The organism is Bacillus cereus group sp. BfR-BA-01309 (genome assembly GCF_022664315.1).
In the GTDB taxonomy this organism is placed as follows: Bacteria; Bacillota; Bacilli; order Bacillales; family Bacillaceae_G; genus Bacillus_A; species Bacillus_A mobilis.
Genome location: NZ_JAKUHE010000004.1, coordinates 61,054 through 79,183, shown reverse-complemented (window position 1 = coordinate 79,183; position 18,130 = coordinate 61,054). Strand labels below are relative to the sequence as shown.

The window sequence follows — 18,130 nt, the reverse complement described above, 5'->3', positions numbered from 1 at the left end:
GCTAGAATAATTTGAGGAGAGTGGATAGTTTGTCAACACTTCGTGAAGAAGCACTTCACATGCATAAAGTGCATCAAGGAAAATTAGAAACTGTATCAAAAGTAAAAGTAGAAAATGCAAAAGATTTAAGTCTTGCATATTCTCCAGGGGTTGCAGAGCCTTGTAAAGAAATTTATGACGATAAAAGTAAGGTATATGAATATACGATGAAGGGAAATATGGTAGCAGTTGTGACTGATGGAACGGCTGTACTTGGTCTTGGTAACATTGGACCTGAAGCATCTCTTCCAGTAATGGAAGGTAAAGCTGTATTATTCAAGAGCTTTGCTGGTGTAGATGCATTCCCAATTGCCTTAAATACAAACGATGTAGATAAAATTGTTGAAACTGTAAAATTAATGGAGCCAACTTTTGGCGGCGTTAACTTAGAGGATATCGCAGCACCAAACTGCTTCATTATTGAAGAACGTTTGAAAAAAGAAACAAATATTCCTATCTTCCATGATGATCAACACGGAACAGCTATCGTAACAGTAGCAGGTCTTGTGAACGCGCTAAAATTAGTTGGAAAGAAAATGTCTGACATTAAAGTTGTCGCAAATGGCGCAGGTGCAGCAGGTATTGCAATTATTAAACTTTTATATCGCTATGGTGTACGCGACATTATTATGTGTGACCGTAAAGGTGCGATCTATGAGGGTCGTCCTACAGGTATGAATCCTGTGAAGGATGAAGTTGCAAAATATACAAATAAGAATCGTATCGAAGGTTCTTTAGCTGATGTTGTACAAGGTGCGGACGTATTCATTGGTGTATCTGCAGAAGGTGCATTAACAGAAGAGATGGTTCGTACAATGAATGACGATGCAATTATTTTTGCAATGGCGAATCCAGTTCCAGAAATTATGCCAGAATTGGCAAAAGCAGCGGGCGCAGCTGTTGTTGGAACGGGTCGTTCTGACTTCGCAAACCAAGTAAATAATGTACTAGCGTTCCCTGGTATTTTCCGTGGTGCACTTGACGTACATGCGACACAAATTAACGAAGAAATGAAGATGGCAGCTGTACAGGCCATTGCTGAGCTTGTAGCAGAAGATGAGTTGAATGCAGACTATATCATTCCTGCACCGTTTGACGCGCGTGTAGCGCCTCAAGTGGCAGCTTACGTTGCGAAAGCTGCAATGGAGACAGGAGTAGCTCGCCGTCAAGTAGATCCAAATGAGATTGCTGAGAAAACAAAACAATTAGCGCTGATTGGTAAAGAATAAGCGAGGAATTTCCATTGACATCATCAAATACAAAAGTATATCTCGAAATTGTAAAAAAAATCCGTTCCATTATGGAAGAAGATGGATTGGTGGCGGGGGATCGTTTGCCGTCTGAGCGTGAGTTAAGTTCACGTTTAAACGTAGGGCGTTCCTCTGTAAGAGAAGCATTGCGTGCTTTAGAACTGGTAGGATTGATTGAAACGAGACGTGGTGAAGGGACGTTTATTCGAAACTTTTACGATAACGGTCTTGTACAATTGATTGCGCCATTCTTGCTGCAAGATGAGAAAACAATTCGTGATTTATTACAAACAAAACGATTGCTTGAGAAAGATATGATTCGAATTGTATGTAATTTACCGAAAGAAACGTTTTCTAAAGTGCTAAGTAAATTACACAAAGTACTTGAAGAAAATGAAAACTCAATTCCAATGCTTCATCAAACGTTCTTTAAAACACTTATTGAACAAGTCGATAATTATTTACTTTATCGCATTTGGATGATCGTAAATGATTACGTATCAACTCTTTCTTGTAAAGTTTCAGGAGATACTATCGATATGTATAGAAAGCTTTATGCTACTTTGGAAGAAAAACAAGAAAATGATGCACTAAAAATTTACGATGAATTAGTAGAGAACATACAGTTTCACTCGTAATGTATAAAATTTGTCGAAATGACCATGACACGTTATGACAAACATTCTATCGCGTAGCGGTTAAAGTTAAACGTAAAGAGTGAGGTTATTAGACAGATTGAGAAGATAAGGCTAACATCAAACTTTGGTGTTAGCCCAATTTTCTTCTTGCGCTAACCTTAGCTCTCAACGAAGGGGGTCAAATTGTGCTAAGAGATTTATTCGTGAAAAAGAAAAAGTACGCTGCAATACCTTCAGAACAAGTACGAAAAGATGTACCGGATGGCGTTATGACAAAATGTCCGAAATGTAAAAAAATCATGTATACGAAAGAGGTTCTAAAAAACTTAAAAGTATGTGTGAATTGTGGATATCATCATCCTATGAATGCATGGGAACGTCTTGATAGTATATTGGACGAAGGGTCATTCCGTGAGTATGACAAAGAAATGGTTTCATTAAATCCACTCGAGTTTCCAGGATACGAAGAGAAACTAGAGAGCGATCGTAAGAAGACTGAATTGAACGAAGCGGTTGTAACTGGTGAAGGAACAATTGATGACATGCTTGTTGTTGTTGCAGTAATGGATTCTCGTTTTCGAATGGGCAGCATGGGCTCTGTTGTAGGAGAGAAAATTGCCCGTGCAGTTGAAAAAGCATACGACTTACAAGTTCCATTTATTATCTTTACTGCGTCGGGTGGTGCTCGTATGCAAGAAGGGATATTAAGTTTAATGCAAATGGCAAAAACAAGCGTAGCTTTGAAAAAGCATAGTAATGCAGGAGGATTATTTATTTCTGTTATGACTCACCCAACGACGGGCGGGGTTTCAGCGAGTTTCGCTTCACTTGGTGATTACAATCTTGCAGAGCCAGGTGCACTTATCGGATTTGCTGGTAGACGTGTAATTGAACAAACAGTGCGTGAGAAACTACCGGAAGATTTCCAAACGGCAGAATTTTTATTAGAGCACGGTCAATTAGATGCGGTGGTGCATCGTGATGATATGAGAGAATCGCTCCGTAAGATTTTAGAAGTTCATCAAGGAGGGGAAATGGCTGTATGGCAGAGCTAGAATTTGAGAAACCAGTTGTTGAGCTAAGAAATAAGATTCGTGAACTGAAAGACTATACGAAAAACAGCCAGATGGACTTCAGCGAGGAGATTCGTATTTTGGAAGACAAGTTAGAAAAATTAGAGGAAGATATATACGGCAATATGAAAGTATGGGACCGTGTTCAAATTGCTCGTCATGCAGAACGACCGACAACGCTCGATTATATTGAGCACTTATTTACTAATTTTTTTGAATGTCATGGAGATCGCCTATTTGGCGACGATGCAGCGATTGTCGGCGGCATTGCGAAATATAAGGGGATGCCAGTAACTGTAATTGGGCATCAACGCGGAAAAGATACGAAAGAAAATATTCGTCGTAATTTTGGGATGCCTCATCCAGAAGGATATCGAAAAGCATTGCGTCTAATGAAACAAGCGGAAAAGTTTAATCGTCCTATTATTTGTTTCATCGATACGAAGGGAGCTTATCCTGGGAAAGCAGCTGAAGAACGTGGACAAAGTGAAGCGATCGCCCGTAATTTATTTGAAATGGCGGGTTTAACTGTACCTGTTATTTGTATTGTTATCGGTGAAGGTGGTAGTGGTGGTGCGTTAGGCCTTGGAGTAGGAGATTACATTCATATGCTGGAAAATTCCACGTATTCTGTTATTACACCAGAGGGTGCGGCAGCAATTCTTTGGAAAGACGCTGGTAAAGCAAAAGAAGCTGCAGAAGCGATGAAAATTACAGCATTAGATTTGAAAGAATTAGGTGTAATTGACGAAATCATTCCAGAGGCAAAAGGCGGAGCACATCGTAATATTTTAAAACAATCAGAAAATATAGATTTAATGCTTAAGAAAACTTTTGAACAATTAAGTGGAATTTCGAAAGATGAATTAATCGAAAAACGTTATGAAAAATATATGAAAATTGGGCAAGTTTCGTTTTCAAACGCTTCCATTGGGATAAAATAATAAAAGCGTGCGTTCCTCTTCGCGAATGCACGTTTTTATTATGAAAAGACACATCTTCTCCATTGTGTTTTTATATTTTTTCGTGTTATTTTATTATAAGGCAAATAATCTTTATGAGGTGAGTACAAATGAAACGTATTGGTGTATTAACAAGTGGTGGAGATTCACCTGGTATGAATGCTGCCATTCGTGCAGTTGTTCGTAAAGCGATTTTCCATGATATTGAAGTATATGGTATTTACCATGGATACGCTGGTTTAATTTCTGGTCATATTGAAAAATTAGAACTTGGTTCTGTTGGCGATATTATCCACCGTGGTGGTACAAAATTATATACAGCAAGATGTCCTGAGTTTAAAGATCCAGAAGTACGACTAAAAGGTATCGAGCAATTAAAGAAACACGGTATCGAAGGACTTGTTGTTATTGGTGGAGATGGTTCTTACCAAGGTGCTAAAAAATTAACTGAACAAGGATTCCCATGTGTTGGTGTACCAGGTACAATCGACAATGATATTCCTGGAACAGACTTCACAATTGGTTTCGATACAGCTTTAAATACTGTTATTGATGCGATTGATAAAATTCGTGACACAGCTACATCTCATGAACGTACATATGTTATCGAAGTAATGGGACGTCATGCTGGAGATATCGCATTATGGGCTGGTTTAGCTGATGGTGCTGAAACAATTTTAATTCCAGAAGAAGAGTATGACATGGAAGATGTTATTGCTCGTCTGAAGCGTGGTAGTGAACGTGGTAAAAAACACAGTATTATCATTGTGGCTGAAGGTGTTGGAAGTGCAATTGACATCGGTAAGCATATTGAAGAAGCAACAAACTTTGATACTCGTGTAACTGTGTTAGGTCACGTACAACGTGGTGGATCACCAAGTGCACAAGACCGTGTATTAGCAAGTCGTCTTGGCGCAAGAGCAGTTGAATTATTAATTGCTGGTAAAGGTGGACGTTGTGTAGGTATTCAAGATAATAAACTTGTTGATCATGACATTATCGAAGCGTTAGCTCAAAAGCATACAATCGATAAAGATATGTATCAATTATCTAAAGAATTATCCATCTAATCGGCTTAATGTCGGATATTTGGGAACGGTTTCATAATTTTCGGAGGTGCAATATGCGTAAAACTAAAATTGTATGTACTATAGGTCCTGCTAGTGAAAGTATTGAGAAATTAGAACAATTAATCGAAGCGGGTATGAACGTTGCTCGTTTAAACTTCTCTCATGGTAGCCATGAAGAGCACGGTGCTCGTATTAAAAATATTCGTGAAGCTTCAAAGAAAACTGGTAAAACAGTTGGTATCTTACTTGATACAAAAGGTCCAGAAATCCGTACTCACGACTTCGTAGACGGACAAGCTGAGCTTGTAACAGGTGCAGAAGTAGTTCTTTCTACTGAGCAAGTATTAGGTACTGCAGAGAAGTTCTCTGTATCTTATGCTGGTCTTTATGACGATGTAGACCCAGGTTCTCGTATTCTAATCGATGACGGTCTTATCGAACTAGAAGTAATCGAAAAGGCTGACGGAAACATCCGTACAAAAGTTCTTAACAGCGGAACTGTAAAAAATAAAAAAGGTGTTAACGTACCAAACGTAAGCATTAAGCTTCCTGGTATCACTGAAAAAGACGTAAAAGATATCGTTTTCGGTATCGAGCAAAAAGTTGATTTCATCGCAGCTTCATTCGTACGTAAAGCATCTGACGTATTAGAAATCCGTGAATTATTAGAAGAACATAAAGCTCAATACATCCAAATCGTACCAAAAATTGAAAACCAAGAGGGTATCGATAACATCGATTCAATCTTAGAAGTTTCTGACGGTTTAATGGTAGCTCGTGGTGATATGGGTGTAGAAATTCCACCAGAAGAAGTGCCATTAGTACAAAAACGTCTAATCAAAAAATGTAACGTGTTAGGTAAACCAGTTATTACTGCGACACAAATGTTAGATTCTATGCAACGTAACCCACGTCCAACTCGTGCGGAAGCAAGTGACGTAGCTAATGCAATCTTTGATGGTACAGATGCAATCATGCTTTCAGGTGAAACAGCTGCTGGTCAATACCCAGTAGAAGCAGTAACAATGATGGCTAACATTGCGGTACGTGTTGAAAAATCATTACAGTATGAAGATATGTTCAAAAAACGTATTAAAGAGTTCACTCCAACAATTACAGATGCAATTAGCCAATCTGTTGCGCATACAGCACTTGCTCTTGATGTAGCTGCAATCGTAGCTCCAACAGAAAGTGGATATACTGCAAAAATGATCTCTAAATACCGTCCGAAATCTCCAATCGTAGCTGTAACATCTGACGAGCAAGTAGGACGTCGTCTTGCACTTGTTTGGGGTGTACAAGCATTTATGGCTGGAAAACGTGCAGCGTCTACTGACGAAATGTTAGATACTGCAATTCAAACAGGTATGGATGCAGGTCTAATTGGACTTGGAGACACTGTAGTAATCACTGCTGGTGTACCAGTTGCTGAAACAGGTACAACAAACTTAATGAAAATCCACGTTGTTGGTGAAGAAGTTGCAAAAGGACAAGGAATCGGTCGTAAAGCTGCAAAAGGTAAAGTAGTTGTAGCGAAAACAGCTGCTGAAGCTGTAGCGAACGTAAACAAAGGTGATATCCTTGTTACAACAAGCACTGATAAAGATATGATTCCTGCAATTGAAAAAGCTGCTGCTCTAGTTGTAGAAGAAGGCGGCCTAACAAGCCACGCGGCTGTTGTAGGTGTATCAATCGGTATTCCTGTTATCGTTGGTGTAAACGGCGTAACAGCAACTTTAAAAAATGGCCAAGAAGTAACAGTTGATGCGGCACGCGGAATTGTTTATAATGGACATGCGGAAGTGCTATAAGTAATACGGAGAGAAGGATCGGAGTCCTTCTCTTTTTTTTACACAAAATGAGGTATAACTAGCTTGAGACGTCTGAAATTGCTTTTAAAAGCTATTTATTATGAGGTTTGATATATGAAATCTGTTCAGCTTTTATATGGTGTATATGAGCGTTGTGAGGGCGTTTAAAGTGATGGTATATGAGAGGAGTGTAGAACTATGAAGTGGTTACTATTCTTGTTTATTTTAATACCCGCGATTGAGATTACAGTCTTAATTGGATCGAGTCATGTAATAGGTTTATGGTCTACGTTCGCTATGATTGTATTTACGGGTGTTGTAGGTGTCTATTTGGCGAAAAGACAAGGATTTAAAGTACTTGGAGAGATTCAATCTAAGTTGAATAGAGGAGAAATGCCAGGAGCGGCAGTACTCGATGGTATTTTTATCTTTGTAGGAGGTATTCTTTTGGTACTTCCTGGATATGTAACGGATATAATAGGTTTGATCTTTGTTATCCCTGTGACGAGGGCTTTATTGAAGCCATTTGTTATGAAATGGATGGAATGGAAGTTTAGAAAGAACTCTACTATTATTGTTCAGAAATAGTGCTTAGATTATAGCGATCTAAGCACTATTTTTTTTGCTCGCAAAAGGATGAGGAGGGTGATTAAAGCTAAGTTAATTAAAGATGCACTTTATCCTACCTTAACATCTGGTAAGTGCGAAGGAGTTAAGTGGAAATCGGACTGCTTATGAAAGTTCATAATCGGTGGTGGGCAAAATTCTTATTAATTGTTGACTTACTTTATTGTATTCGCTATGTGTTTTGTTATTGGATATGTGATTTGGGGAGTTGGTAGCTTTTAATGAGTGTGCTGCAAGGAAAAAATGTGAACTCAAACTTGTTTTTGTATATAAAAAGAATCAATTGCCATCGAAAAAGTTAGATACGAGTAGGGAAGTTATTAGTTTAAGTCTCATTCCACGCTATTTTGTATATTTATTCATTTACATAAAAAGTAATAAATGTAAGTAATAATTATAAAAATAATAGAATAAATATGTAAAAAGACCTCGGAATATGCGTTTTTTATACAAAAAAACAAGAGAATGATCCTTTTTGGGTGCAATTCTCTTGTTGGATGTAATGAGTATGAAAAATAAGTACAAGGAATAATCAGTGGGAAATTCCCACTGATTACATGTAAGTTTTTGTTGTATATGAATTAGAAACTATTATTTTGAAGGTGAGCCTTTAATATATTTCCACAAATCATGGAATACACGAGCTTTGTGCAATGTATTAAGTAGTACTAAGGTGACTGGACCGATGATTAATCCTAAAAAGCCAAAGAGTTTAAAGCCGACAAATAGAGCAATCAGTGTTGCTAATGGATCGAGGCCGATATTAGAAGAAAGTACTTTAGGCTCCATAATTTGTCTTTGGACAATCACGACGATGTATAAGATGAGAAGACCGATGGCGAAAGCAGTGTCGCCAGTGAAAAATACGTATATAACCCAAGGAACGAAGACGGCGCCTGTTCCTAGATACGGGAGTAAATCTACAACCCCTGTAATAATCGCGATAGTAATGGCGTATGGTACGCGTAATATTAACAGTCCGATTAGTACGATAACAGTTGTCATAGATACGAGTGTAAGTTGAGCTTTAACAAAACCAAATAAAGCTTTTCTTAAATCAACAAAAATAGTTTTTCCATAGCCATGAACACGATTTGGCAAAAATTTTCTTACTTTCTGAGCAAGACGGTGCCAATCGTAACTAATGAAGAAAGTGGCTAATAAAACGAATACAAGAACAGTCAAAGTTGTTGGTAATGCACTAATGAAATTTGTTAACCCGCTTATAATAGCAGTTAAAAGTTCTTTCATTTGTGTCGTTGCTTCGGTTCCTAAGTTTTGAATGTTTTGTGTAATCGTATAGCGCTGTGGTTCTCCAAGGTGATTAAATTTAGAAATTAAATCATCATAGAGAGGCATAATATGATTAAGTGCAAATTGTTGCGCGAATGCAACGATATCTGGAAACTTTACTGTAACAAGTTGTAGTAAGTATGTTGTGGCAGATATTGCTTCTGTTACAAGATATGTAACGAGTCCGACGATAGCTCCGAATACGAGAATTAAGCTAACGAGTACTGCTAGTGCGCGAGGAAATTGTAGTTTTTGATTAAGGAAATTGACGACAGGATTAATCAAATAAGCAAATGCGAAAGCGATAATAAAAGGGTAGATAAGTCCTGACATATATAGTAATGCATAGAACCCGGCTACCGTTGCTACAATGACAAATATGAGTCGCAATATTATATATAGTAAGTTTCGGTTCAAAGATGTATACCTCCCATTCCAATTTGGATTATCCTAATTCGTTCAACTTATAACGAGTGTGTCGCCACTGATTAAAGTTTCACTTTATGTTATAGTGGAATGATGGATTTTTCCTGCTTTTTCAGTGCATGAGTGACTGTAAAAGCTTGGTGTTGATGCTTCTACTATATGGTAAAAACTTCATTTTCTCTTCTTTTTATTTTACCTGTTTCTTATTAGAAAAGAAAGGAGAGACGACCGTTTTTAAAAATGTATACACGCTTAAATTTTTTGATGGTGAAAGTCTCAGTTAGTCATTTTAAAATACATAAAAAATGAAGTGATTATTGTTGCATATACATCGATATAGCATGTATAACGATAGGTTTAAAGGTATTTTTGTTTGGAAATGAGTTCATTATTTTCAGAAAGGAAGTGCAAACATGATTAGTCAGTCAACGTTATTTTTATTCATACTACTTATTATAGGACTTATTGCGAAAAACCAATCGCTTACTGTAGCTATTGGTGTGTTGTTTTTATTGAAATTTACGTTTTTAGGAGACAAAGTCTTTCCTTATCTACAAACGAAAGGGATTAACCTTGGTGTTACTGTTATTACAATAGCAGTGCTCGTACCGATTGCGACGGGGGAAATAGGTTTTAAACAACTTGGAGAAGCGGCGAAATCGTATTACGCATGGATTGCTTTAGCTTCAGGGGTAGCGGTTGCTTTGTTAGCGAAAGGCGGCGTACAATTATTGACGACGGATCCTCATATTACAACTGCGCTCGTTTTCGGTACAATTATAGCGGTTGCTTTATTTAATGGAGTTGCTGTAGGTCCATTAATTGGGGCTGGAATTGCCTATGCAGTTATGAGTATTATACAGATGTTTAAATAAGGAATTTTATAGTAATATAAAATTTTTGAATTCTTTCTGTTCACAAAAGTCAGATAATTGTTTATAATAGGATTAGAAACTTTGAAAAGTTACATAACAGCAGAGACTTTACACCAGATAAAATAAAAACAACATAAAACAATTTTATAATGATATTGTTTTATGTTGTTTTTATCATAAAACTCTTCGGAATTAATTTTCCTCACTAACTTGTTGTTTTGAGCGTGAGGATTCGGGGAGACATTCACGCTCATGCTTTCCATGTAAACAATGGACATAAGAGGGGAACATCGCAACAAATTTGCATGATCGTGCATTTTGCTTGCCTAAAGAGTGAACGGGCGTTCATAATTCAAAAGGGGAGCAAATAGATATAAGGAGCAAGGTTGGGAGAATTTTCAGGAAAAGGAGAGAATGTCATGACTGTTATTCGAGGTTTAGAAGGGGTAGTAGCAACAACATCATCTGTGAGCTCTATTATTGATGATACATTAACGTATGTTGGGTATAATATTGATGATTTAGCTGAGAATGCTACATTTGAAGAAGTAGTGTACTTATTATGGCATCGCAAGCTTCCTAATGAACAAGAACTAGCGAAATTTAAAGAAACTGTATCGGAATACTATAAAGTTCCAGGTGAGATTTTAACATATTTGAAACAAGTAGATTTAAAAATTGCACATCCGATGTCTGTTTTACGAACTGCAATTTCCATGCTATCATTATACGATGAGAGCGCTGAAATTATGGATGAAAACTCCAATTATTTGAAAGCGGTTAAATTGCAGGCTCAAGTAGGAACTTTAGTTGCTGCTTATGCAAGAATTCGTAAAGGTTTAGATGTTGTTGAGCCTAGAAACGATTTATCATTAGCTGCAAACTTCTTGTATATGTTAAATGATCGCGAGCCAAATGAAGTTGAAATTGAAGCTTTTGATAAGGCGCTTGTACTTCATGCAGATCATGAGTTAAATGCTTCTACATTTACTGCACGTGTTTGTGTAGCTACACTGTCAGATGTATATTCTGGTATTACGGCAGCAATCGGTGCGTTAAAAGGTCCTCTTCACGGCGGGGCAAATGAAAATGTAATGAAGATGTTAACTGAAATTGGCGAAGAAGAAAATGTAGAATCATATATTCATAATGCTCTTCAAAATAAAGTGAAAATCATGGGCTTTGGCCACCGTGTATATGAGCAGGGTGATCCACGTGCGAAACATTTACGCGAAATGTCCAAGAGATTATGCGTGCTTTTAGGAGAAGACAAATGGTATAATATGTCTATCAAAATTGAAGACATTGTAACAAAAGAAAAAGGTCTTCCACCAAATGTTGATTTCTATTCAGCTTCTGTATACCATTGTTTAGGAATTGACCATGACTTATTTACACCTATTTTTGCAATTAGCCGTATGTCAGGCTGGTTAGCTCATATTCTAGAACAATATGAAAACAACCGTTTAATCCGTCCACGTGCTGATTATAATGGACCAACACATCAAGTGTATGTTCCAATTGCACAACGATAAGCGAAAAACACTATTTTGATAGTGAAAATACGCTTTCAAAAGTCTGATTTTTTCGGAAAGACGTAATGATTAGAATATTTTAATTTGAATAACGGTTTGAACTGAGGGGTTATTCCCTCAGTTTCATACATATGAAATTTCAAACATGGGGGTTATCACATTGACGACAGGTGAAAAAATTACTGTAACTAACGGTGTTATGAATGTACCAAACAATCCGATTATTCCATTTATCGAAGGAGATGGAATTGGTCCTGATATTTGGGCAGCTGCATCTCGTGTACTAGAAGCAGCAGTTGAAAAAGCTTATGATGGTGAGAAGAAAATCGTTTGGAAAGAAGTGCTTGCAGGGGAAAAAGCATTCAACCAAACAGGCGAGTGGTTACCAGAAGAAACTTTAAATTTAATTCGTGAATATTTAATCGCGATTAAAGGTCCACTTACAACTCCAGTTGGCGGTGGTATTCGTTCTCTAAACGTAGCACTTCGTCAAGAATTAGATTTATATGTATGTCTACGTCCAGTTCGTTATTTTGAAGGTGTTCCTTCACCTGTAAAACGTCCGGAAGATACTGATATGGTTATTTTCCGTGAGAATACAGAAGACATTTATGCTGGAATTGAATATGCACAAGGATCTCCAGAAGCAGAAAAAGTTCTTGCTTTCTTAAAAGAAGCAATGGGTGTTAATAAAATCCGCTTCCCAGAAACATCTGGTATTGGTATTAAACCAATCTCAGAAGAAGGGACAAAGCGTCTTGTTCGTGCTGCAATTCAATATGCAATTAACGAAAAACGTTCTTCTGTTACATTAGTTCATAAAGGAAACATTATGAAATTTACAGAAGGTGCTTTCAAAAACTGGGGTTACGAAGTAGCGGAACAAGAATTCGGCGACAAAGTATTTACTTGGGCTGAATATGACCGTATCGTTGAGAAAGATGGTAAAGATGCAGCGAATAAAGCGATGGCAGACGCTGAAGTGGCTGGAAAAATCATCGTAAAAGATTCTATTGCAGACATCTTCTTACAACAAATTTTAACTCGTCCACGTGAGTTCGATGTTGTTGCAACAATGAACTTAAACGGAGACTATATCTCTGATGCACTTGCTGCACAAGTAGGTGGAATTGGTATTGCACCTGGTGCAAACATTAACTATGTGACTGGACATGCTATCTTTGAAGCTACACACGGTACAGCTCCAAAATATGCAGGTTTAGACAAAGTAAACCCATCTTCAGTTCTTCTTTCTGGTGTATTATTATTAGAGCACTTAGGATGGAACGAAGCTGCGAAATTAGTAACTGCTTCTGTTGAGAACACAATTGCTTCAAAAGTAGTAACTTATGATTTCGCACGCTTAATGGAAGGTGCAACAGAAGTGAAATGTTCTGAGTTCGCTAATGAACTTATTAAAAACATGGATGTAGCGATAATCAAAAACGCATAATTAAAGCGGGGGGTAAATTATGACAATCAAACGCAAGAAAGTTTCAGTCATCGGTGCAGGATTTACAGGAGCAACAACAGCATTCTTATTAGCACAAAAAGAACTTGCAGATGTTGTATTAGTGGATATTCCACAACTGGAAAATCCAACAAAAGGGAAAGCGTTAGATATGTTAGAAGCGAGCCCAGTACAAGGTTTTGATGCTAACATTATTGGAACATCTGATTACGCAGATACTGCTGATTCTGACGTTGTCGTTATTACAGCAGGTATTGCACGTAAGCCTGGTATGAGCCGTGATGACTTAGTAGCAACAAACTCTAAAATTATGAAAAGTATTACGCGCGACATTGCAAAACATTCACCAAATGCGATTATTCTTGTATTAACAAATCCAGTTGATGCAATGACATATTCTGTATTTAAAGAAGCAGGATTCCCGAAAGAGCGTGTTATCGGTCAATCGGGCGTATTAGATACAGCTCGTTTCCGTACATTTATTGCACAAGAATTAAATCTTTCTGTGAAAGACATTACAGGATTTGTTCTTGGTGGTCACGGTGACGATATGGTACCTCTTGTACGTTATTCTTATGCAGGTGGCATTCCGTTAGAAACGTTAATTCCGAAAGAGCGTTTAGAAGCAATTGTAGAACGTACCCGTAAAGGTGGCGGCGAGATTGTAGGCTTATTAGGAAACGGTAGTGCATATTACGCACCAGCTGCTTCTTTAGTTGAAATGACAGAAGCAATCTTAAAAGATCAACGCCGTGTATTACCGGCTATTGCGTACCTTGAAGGTGAATATGGTTATAGCGACCTTTACTTAGGGGTACCAGTAATTCTAGGTGGTAACGGAATTGAAAAAATTATTGAATTAGAACTTCTTGCAGATGAAAGAGAAGCGTTAGATCGCTCTGTAGAATCTGTACGTAATGTTATGAAGGTTCTTGTTTGATAATTAAATATAAGCGGAAAAAGATTCGGGGCCCCGAATCTTTTTCTACTATTTATTCAAATGTTTTTTTGAAATAATATGAAAACGCTATCATTTGGTGTATCCTATAATGAAACTATAGATTTATACTATACATTGCCCTCATCATAGTAAATTTCGGATTAGGTATCGGTTTTAGTAGGATAATAAGGTGGAAAAATCGGAGGGGGTTGTAACATGTTAAAGAAAAAAGTTCAAATTGGTCGTAGAATGGATGAAATTACAGTAGGAGAGAAATTATCTATCACTGAAAAAATTGAGGATAAAGATTTGTTATTGTACTTAGGGTTAACAAATGATGCCAATCCATTATATATTCAGCATGATTACGCATCCCAAACTCCGTATGAAAAGCCGATTGTACCAAGCATTATGCTAACGGGAATGATTACAACGGCAGTTACGAAATATTTACCAGGTCCAGGTAGTCATATTACAAGGAAGGACCTTACGTTCGTGAAGCATGTTCACCATTATGAAACGTTACAAATCCACTTTGAAGTTGTGGCTGTTTCCGAGGAGGAACATACAATTGATATGCTTGTATCTGCCCATGATGAAAAAGGAGAAACGGTTGTAAAGGGCTCTTTAACAGTAACGCCACCTTTTAAATCAGTTTCTATTATGGAAAAAGCATTAGATAATTTTTAAAACATGAAAATATGAATAGCGCTAGCATACCTTTCTATAAGGGGGCTAGCGCTATTTTTAGTTGAAGAATCCTTGTGTGAATCCTTCGGCGAAATCGGAACAACCTGTTTTAATCGTGTCCCAGCTTGGGGCGTTGAATGTAAGAATGCACGTTACTATTAAAGATAGAATAGGTAGCACTAGTCGCATAATAGAGTCTCCTTATCTTTTATATCAGGATTTTTAGATTAACAATATTTACTATATCGTGATTTGATAATTGAAGTCAATTGAAGGAGTGGTTTTTTAAGATGAGGTGGAAAAAAGAAGACGTTATCTTTGAAACGATGAGAGAAGCTGAAGTGTGGGCAGACGCGGTCGCGAATGAAATGTACGGAAGAGTATTTGATGGATATGAAACACTAGACTATAAAATAGCGTATGCTCTTGCTTTTTTTTAGCGCAAAATCGAGAATTTAATATTTATACGAATGTGGAGTTTAATAACGATATAAAAGTGTATAAAGTATGGATAATAACAAATTAATTAAGCCGAGTATAATTGTTTTTAGGAATAATGATAGTACAAATGAGCTCCATGTATAGACAATTATATTGAGAGGGACCTTGTTTTCTAGTATGATGAGAATAACGGGGAAAATACTAGGATGAAGAAGGTTTCAAGTCTATAACTTGGAGGAAAAGAATGAACAATCGTATTTTAGTAGTTGATGATGAGGAGTTTATCTTAACTTTAATTGAATTTAATCTACAACAAGCTGGGTTTGAAGTGATAACAGCGATGGATGGAGAAATGGCGCTTCAAAAGGCGACAACAGAACGCCCAGATTTAATTATATTAGATTTAATGCTTCCAAAAATGGATGGTATGGAAGTGTGTAAAGAATTACGATTGCAGCGCGTTATGACGCCGATTTTAATGTTAACAGCAAAAGATGATGAATTTGATAAGGTGCTAGGTCTTGAACTTGGGGCAGATGATTATATGACGAAGCCGTTTAGCCCGAGGGAAGTTGTTGCGCGTGTGAAGGCAATTTTGCGCCGCACGAAATTGCAACAAGAAGAACAAGTTAAAGAAACATCAGATGAAGAGAGCATCACAATTGCTGAACTTAAAATTTTGCCGGAATTTTATGAGGCTTATTTCCAAGGAAGAAAGCTTGAATTAACACCAAAAGAATTTGAACTACTTGTTTATCTTGCGAAAAATAAAAGTCGCGTGTTGACACGTGATCAATTATTAAGTGCTGTATGGAACTATGATTTTGCTGGTGATACACGAATTGTTGATGTTCATATTAGCCATTTGCGCGATAAAATTGAACAAAATACGAAAAAACCGACGTACATTAAAACGATACGTGGTTTAGGATATAAATTAGAGGAGCCAAAAGGGGATGAATAAATTTCGTTCCAGGCTTCTTTTTACATTTGTTTCTCTTATTGTTTTTATTTTAGTTGGACTAGGTTTATTACTGGAAACTGTGTTTGAAAACTACTATATAGAACATGCCAAAGAGAGAATGGTAAAAGAGACAGAGTATGTTGCGGTATTAGCAGAAGAACAGGGTTTTGATGATGTTTTAAAAAATCCATATGTATTTGAAAAGTTAGAAGAAAAAATACAGGCTTCTATTGCATTTGTAGATGAAAAAAAGAAAGTGCAATATAGCGGCGGAGAGCAGTCTGCGTTTAGCCAAGGGATAATTAAAGAACTTACTTCTGAAACAACGAAGCAAAGAAATAAAGTCATTACGAAAGAAACAGATCAGAATAATGAATTTTACCATGCTGTGTTCGTTCAAGATGTGGCAGGGAAACAAGGGTATATTTTGGTGAAAAGTACAATTGAGCCTTTGAAAGCTGTTCATCAAAAAACGTGGGGATTATTAATTATCGGATTTGTTATCGCTTGTCTTGTAGTCGTATTTTTAGGTATGAAAATTACAGGGCAATATATTAGGCCGATTGAATCCGTTACGAAAGTGGCTATCGAATTAGCGAAGGGAAATTATAAAGCACGCGCTTATGAAAGTCATTCGGATGAAACAGGAATGCTGAGTAAAGCGATTAATATTTTAGCTCGTAATTTACAAGAGATGACACTTGAGCAAGAAATGCAACAAGATCGTCTGCATACGCTAATTGAAAATATGGGCAGCGGAATGATTTTAATTGATAGCCGCGGTTATATAAACCTTGTAAACCGTTCGTATAAGGAGACTTTCCACGTAACAGATGAAGAATATTTAGATCGTTTATATTATGAGTCGTTTCATCATACAGAAATTATAGAGCTAGTGGAAGAAATCTTTATGACAGAAGTGAAAGTGCGTAAACAAATGTTATTGCCGCTTGGAATTGAGCGAAAGCATTTCGAAGTATATGGAGCACCGATTATCGGGACGAACCATGAATGGAAAGGGATTGTCCTTGTATTCCATGACATTACTGAGCTAAAGAAATTAGAACAAATGAGAAAAGACTTTTTAGCGAATGTTTCTCATGAACTAAAGACACCAATTACTTCTATTAAAGGTTTTTCAGAAACGCTCTTGGACGGTGCGATGGATAATAAAAAATTCTGCGAACATTTCTTGCACATTATTTTAAAAGAAAGTGAACGCATGCAAGGGTTAATTGAAGATTTATTAGATTTATCAAAGATTGAGCAACAAGGATTTAAATTGAGTATGGGGACCGTTGATATGAAGGGACTTCTTGAAGACATTCATATGGTGCTTGATAATAAAGCAGGAGAAAAAGAAATTTCTTTACAAGTAAATGCGCTAAAAGGAGTCTCAGTCATTGGAGATCCAAGTCGTTTGAAGCAAATCTTTATTAATTTAATGAATAACGCAATCGTATATACGCCGGCTGGAGGCGTTGTTTCTGTAGAATTAGCAGAAGATAAATATAATGCTTATATAAAAGTATCAGATACGGGAATTGGTATTAGTAAAGATGAAATTCCGCGTATTTTTGAACGCTTTTACCGGGTGGATAAAGCGAGAAGTAGAAATACTGGTGGTACAGGCCTTGGGTTATCAATTGTAAAGCATTTAGTTGAGGCGCATCACGGTACGATTACAGTGGATAGTGAAGTTGGGGAAGGGACAACATTTACAGTTGTTTTACCAAAATCAGCAACTGAAAAATAGGATGAAGGATGTTTACAATATATTAACAATGGCTTAATTAAATATTAATAAAGCTCTGTTAATATAATACATGAAAACCCCTTCATCCAAGGAGTAATTTTGGACGAGAATAGTTATGCTGTTCTCGTCACTTCCCTTTTATATTAGTAAACGTTTGTATATATAATAGAAAATAGCCGTTATTTTTCTTCTCTCTATTAGTCATGTTAATATAGAGAGAGGAAAGGAACGGTTTTTTTCTGTGAAAAAAATCATTTCAAATTTGTATG

Annotated in this window: 16 protein-coding genes and 1 pseudogene; 15 read left to right on the top strand and 2 right to left on the bottom strand. The window is 36.9% G+C overall.

Going from position 1 to position 18,130, the window contains the following annotated elements; genetic code table 11:
- The first annotated feature begins 59 nt into the window (after window positions 1-59).
- From ystJ to MR115_RS09400, 7 genes are all read left to right on the top strand, one after another.
- Window positions 60-1,268: an NADP-dependent malic enzyme gene (gene ystJ, locus MR115_RS09430; RefSeq protein ID WP_168216092.1), complete on the top strand. Its 1,209-nt coding sequence runs from the start codon at window positions 60-62 to the stop codon at window positions 1,266-1,268.
- A 14-nt stretch (window positions 1,269-1,282) separates the two neighbouring features.
- On the top strand, window positions 1,283-1,927 hold the full coding sequence (locus MR115_RS09425) for a FadR/GntR family transcriptional regulator (protein ID WP_063262647.1): 645 nt from the start codon (window positions 1,283-1,285) through the stop codon (window positions 1,925-1,927).
- Between the two features lie 185 nt (window positions 1,928-2,112).
- Complete coding sequence (gene accD / locus MR115_RS09420; RefSeq protein ID WP_000942872.1) at window positions 2,113-2,982, top strand: acetyl-CoA carboxylase, carboxyltransferase subunit beta; 870 nt, start codon at window positions 2,113-2,115, stop codon at window positions 2,980-2,982.
- Entirely contained in the window at window positions 2,970-3,944 is a 975-nt protein-coding gene (gene accA, locus MR115_RS09415; protein ID WP_000818786.1) for an acetyl-CoA carboxylase carboxyl transferase subunit alpha, read from the top strand. Before accD ends, accA begins: the two co-directional genes overlap by 13 nt.
- Before the next feature lie 128 nt (window positions 3,945-4,072).
- On the top strand, window positions 4,073-5,032 hold the full coding sequence (gene pfkA, locus MR115_RS09410) for a 6-phosphofructokinase (RefSeq protein ID WP_000821161.1): 960 nt from the start codon (window positions 4,073-4,075) through the stop codon (window positions 5,030-5,032).
- A gap of 53 nt (window positions 5,033-5,085) precedes the next feature.
- On the top strand, window positions 5,086-6,843 hold the full coding sequence (gene pyk, locus MR115_RS09405; protein WP_061677039.1) for a pyruvate kinase: 1,758 nt from the start codon (window positions 5,086-5,088) through the stop codon (window positions 6,841-6,843).
- Window positions 6,844-7,041: 198 nt separating this feature from the next.
- On the top strand, window positions 7,042-7,431 hold the full coding sequence (locus tag MR115_RS09400) for an FxsA family protein (protein ID WP_097818355.1): 390 nt from the start codon (window positions 7,042-7,044) through the stop codon (window positions 7,429-7,431).
- 630 nt (window positions 7,432-8,061) lie between these two features.
- Here MR115_RS09400 and ytvI read toward each other — a convergent pair.
- Window positions 8,062-9,180 (bottom strand): sporulation integral membrane protein YtvI, encoded by a 1,119-nt coding sequence (gene ytvI / locus MR115_RS09395; RefSeq protein WP_097818354.1) that lies wholly within the window; start codon window positions 9,178-9,180, stop codon window positions 8,062-8,064.
- A gap of 422 nt (window positions 9,181-9,602) precedes the next feature.
- Here ytvI and MR115_RS09390 point away from each other — a divergent pair, with 422 nt between their 5' ends.
- The 5 genes from MR115_RS09390 to MR115_RS09370 all read left to right on the top strand — a co-directional run bounded on the left by MR115_RS09390 (window position 9,603) and on the right by MR115_RS09370 (window position 14,700).
- A complete protein-coding gene (locus MR115_RS09390) occupies window positions 9,603-10,064 on the top strand; it encodes a DUF441 domain-containing protein (protein WP_000625507.1) in 462 nt (153 codons plus the stop codon).
- A gap of 386 nt (window positions 10,065-10,450) precedes the next feature.
- Window positions 10,451-11,599, top strand: coding sequence for a citrate synthase (gene citZ, locus MR115_RS09385; protein ID WP_170956880.1), 1,149 nt, complete (start codon window positions 10,451-10,453; stop codon window positions 11,597-11,599).
- 160 nt (window positions 11,600-11,759) lie between these two features.
- Window positions 11,760-13,052 carry an NADP-dependent isocitrate dehydrogenase gene (gene icd / locus MR115_RS09380; protein ID WP_000206899.1) on the top strand — a complete coding sequence of 431 codons (1,293 nt, stop codon included), beginning with the start codon at window positions 11,760-11,762 and terminating at the stop codon, window positions 13,050-13,052.
- A gap of 19 nt (window positions 13,053-13,071) precedes the next feature.
- Entirely contained in the window at window positions 13,072-14,010 is a 939-nt protein-coding gene (gene mdh, locus MR115_RS09375) for a malate dehydrogenase (protein ID WP_061677042.1), read from the top strand.
- Between the two features lie 216 nt (window positions 14,011-14,226).
- Window positions 14,227-14,700, top strand: coding sequence for a MaoC family dehydratase (locus tag MR115_RS09370; RefSeq protein ID WP_000914190.1), 474 nt, complete (start codon window positions 14,227-14,229; stop codon window positions 14,698-14,700).
- A gap of 57 nt (window positions 14,701-14,757) precedes the next feature.
- Here MR115_RS09370 and MR115_RS29815 read toward each other — a convergent pair whose 3' ends face one another.
- On the bottom strand, window positions 14,758-14,889 hold the full coding sequence (locus tag MR115_RS29815; protein WP_001241581.1) for a hypothetical protein: 132 nt from the start codon (window positions 14,887-14,889) through the stop codon (window positions 14,758-14,760).
- 101 nt (window positions 14,890-14,990) lie between these two features.
- Between MR115_RS29815 and MR115_RS09365 the strand changes: the two are divergent.
- The 3 genes and pseudogenes from MR115_RS09365 to phoR all read left to right on the top strand — a co-directional run bounded on the left by MR115_RS09365 (window position 14,991) and on the right by phoR (window position 17,861).
- Window positions 14,991-15,226, top strand: a pseudogene (locus MR115_RS09365) (hypothetical protein).
- A 159-nt stretch (window positions 15,227-15,385) separates the two neighbouring features.
- Window positions 15,386-16,105, top strand: a complete 720-nt coding sequence (gene phoP, locus MR115_RS09360; protein ID WP_061677044.1) for a two-component system response regulator PhoP — start codon at window positions 15,386-15,388, stop codon at window positions 16,103-16,105.
- Window positions 16,098-17,861, top strand: coding sequence for a sensory box histidine kinase PhoR (gene phoR, locus MR115_RS09355; protein ID WP_098870219.1), 1,764 nt, complete (start codon window positions 16,098-16,100; stop codon window positions 17,859-17,861). Before phoP ends, phoR begins: the two co-directional genes overlap by 8 nt.
- Window positions 17,862-18,130 lie beyond the last annotated feature (269 nt).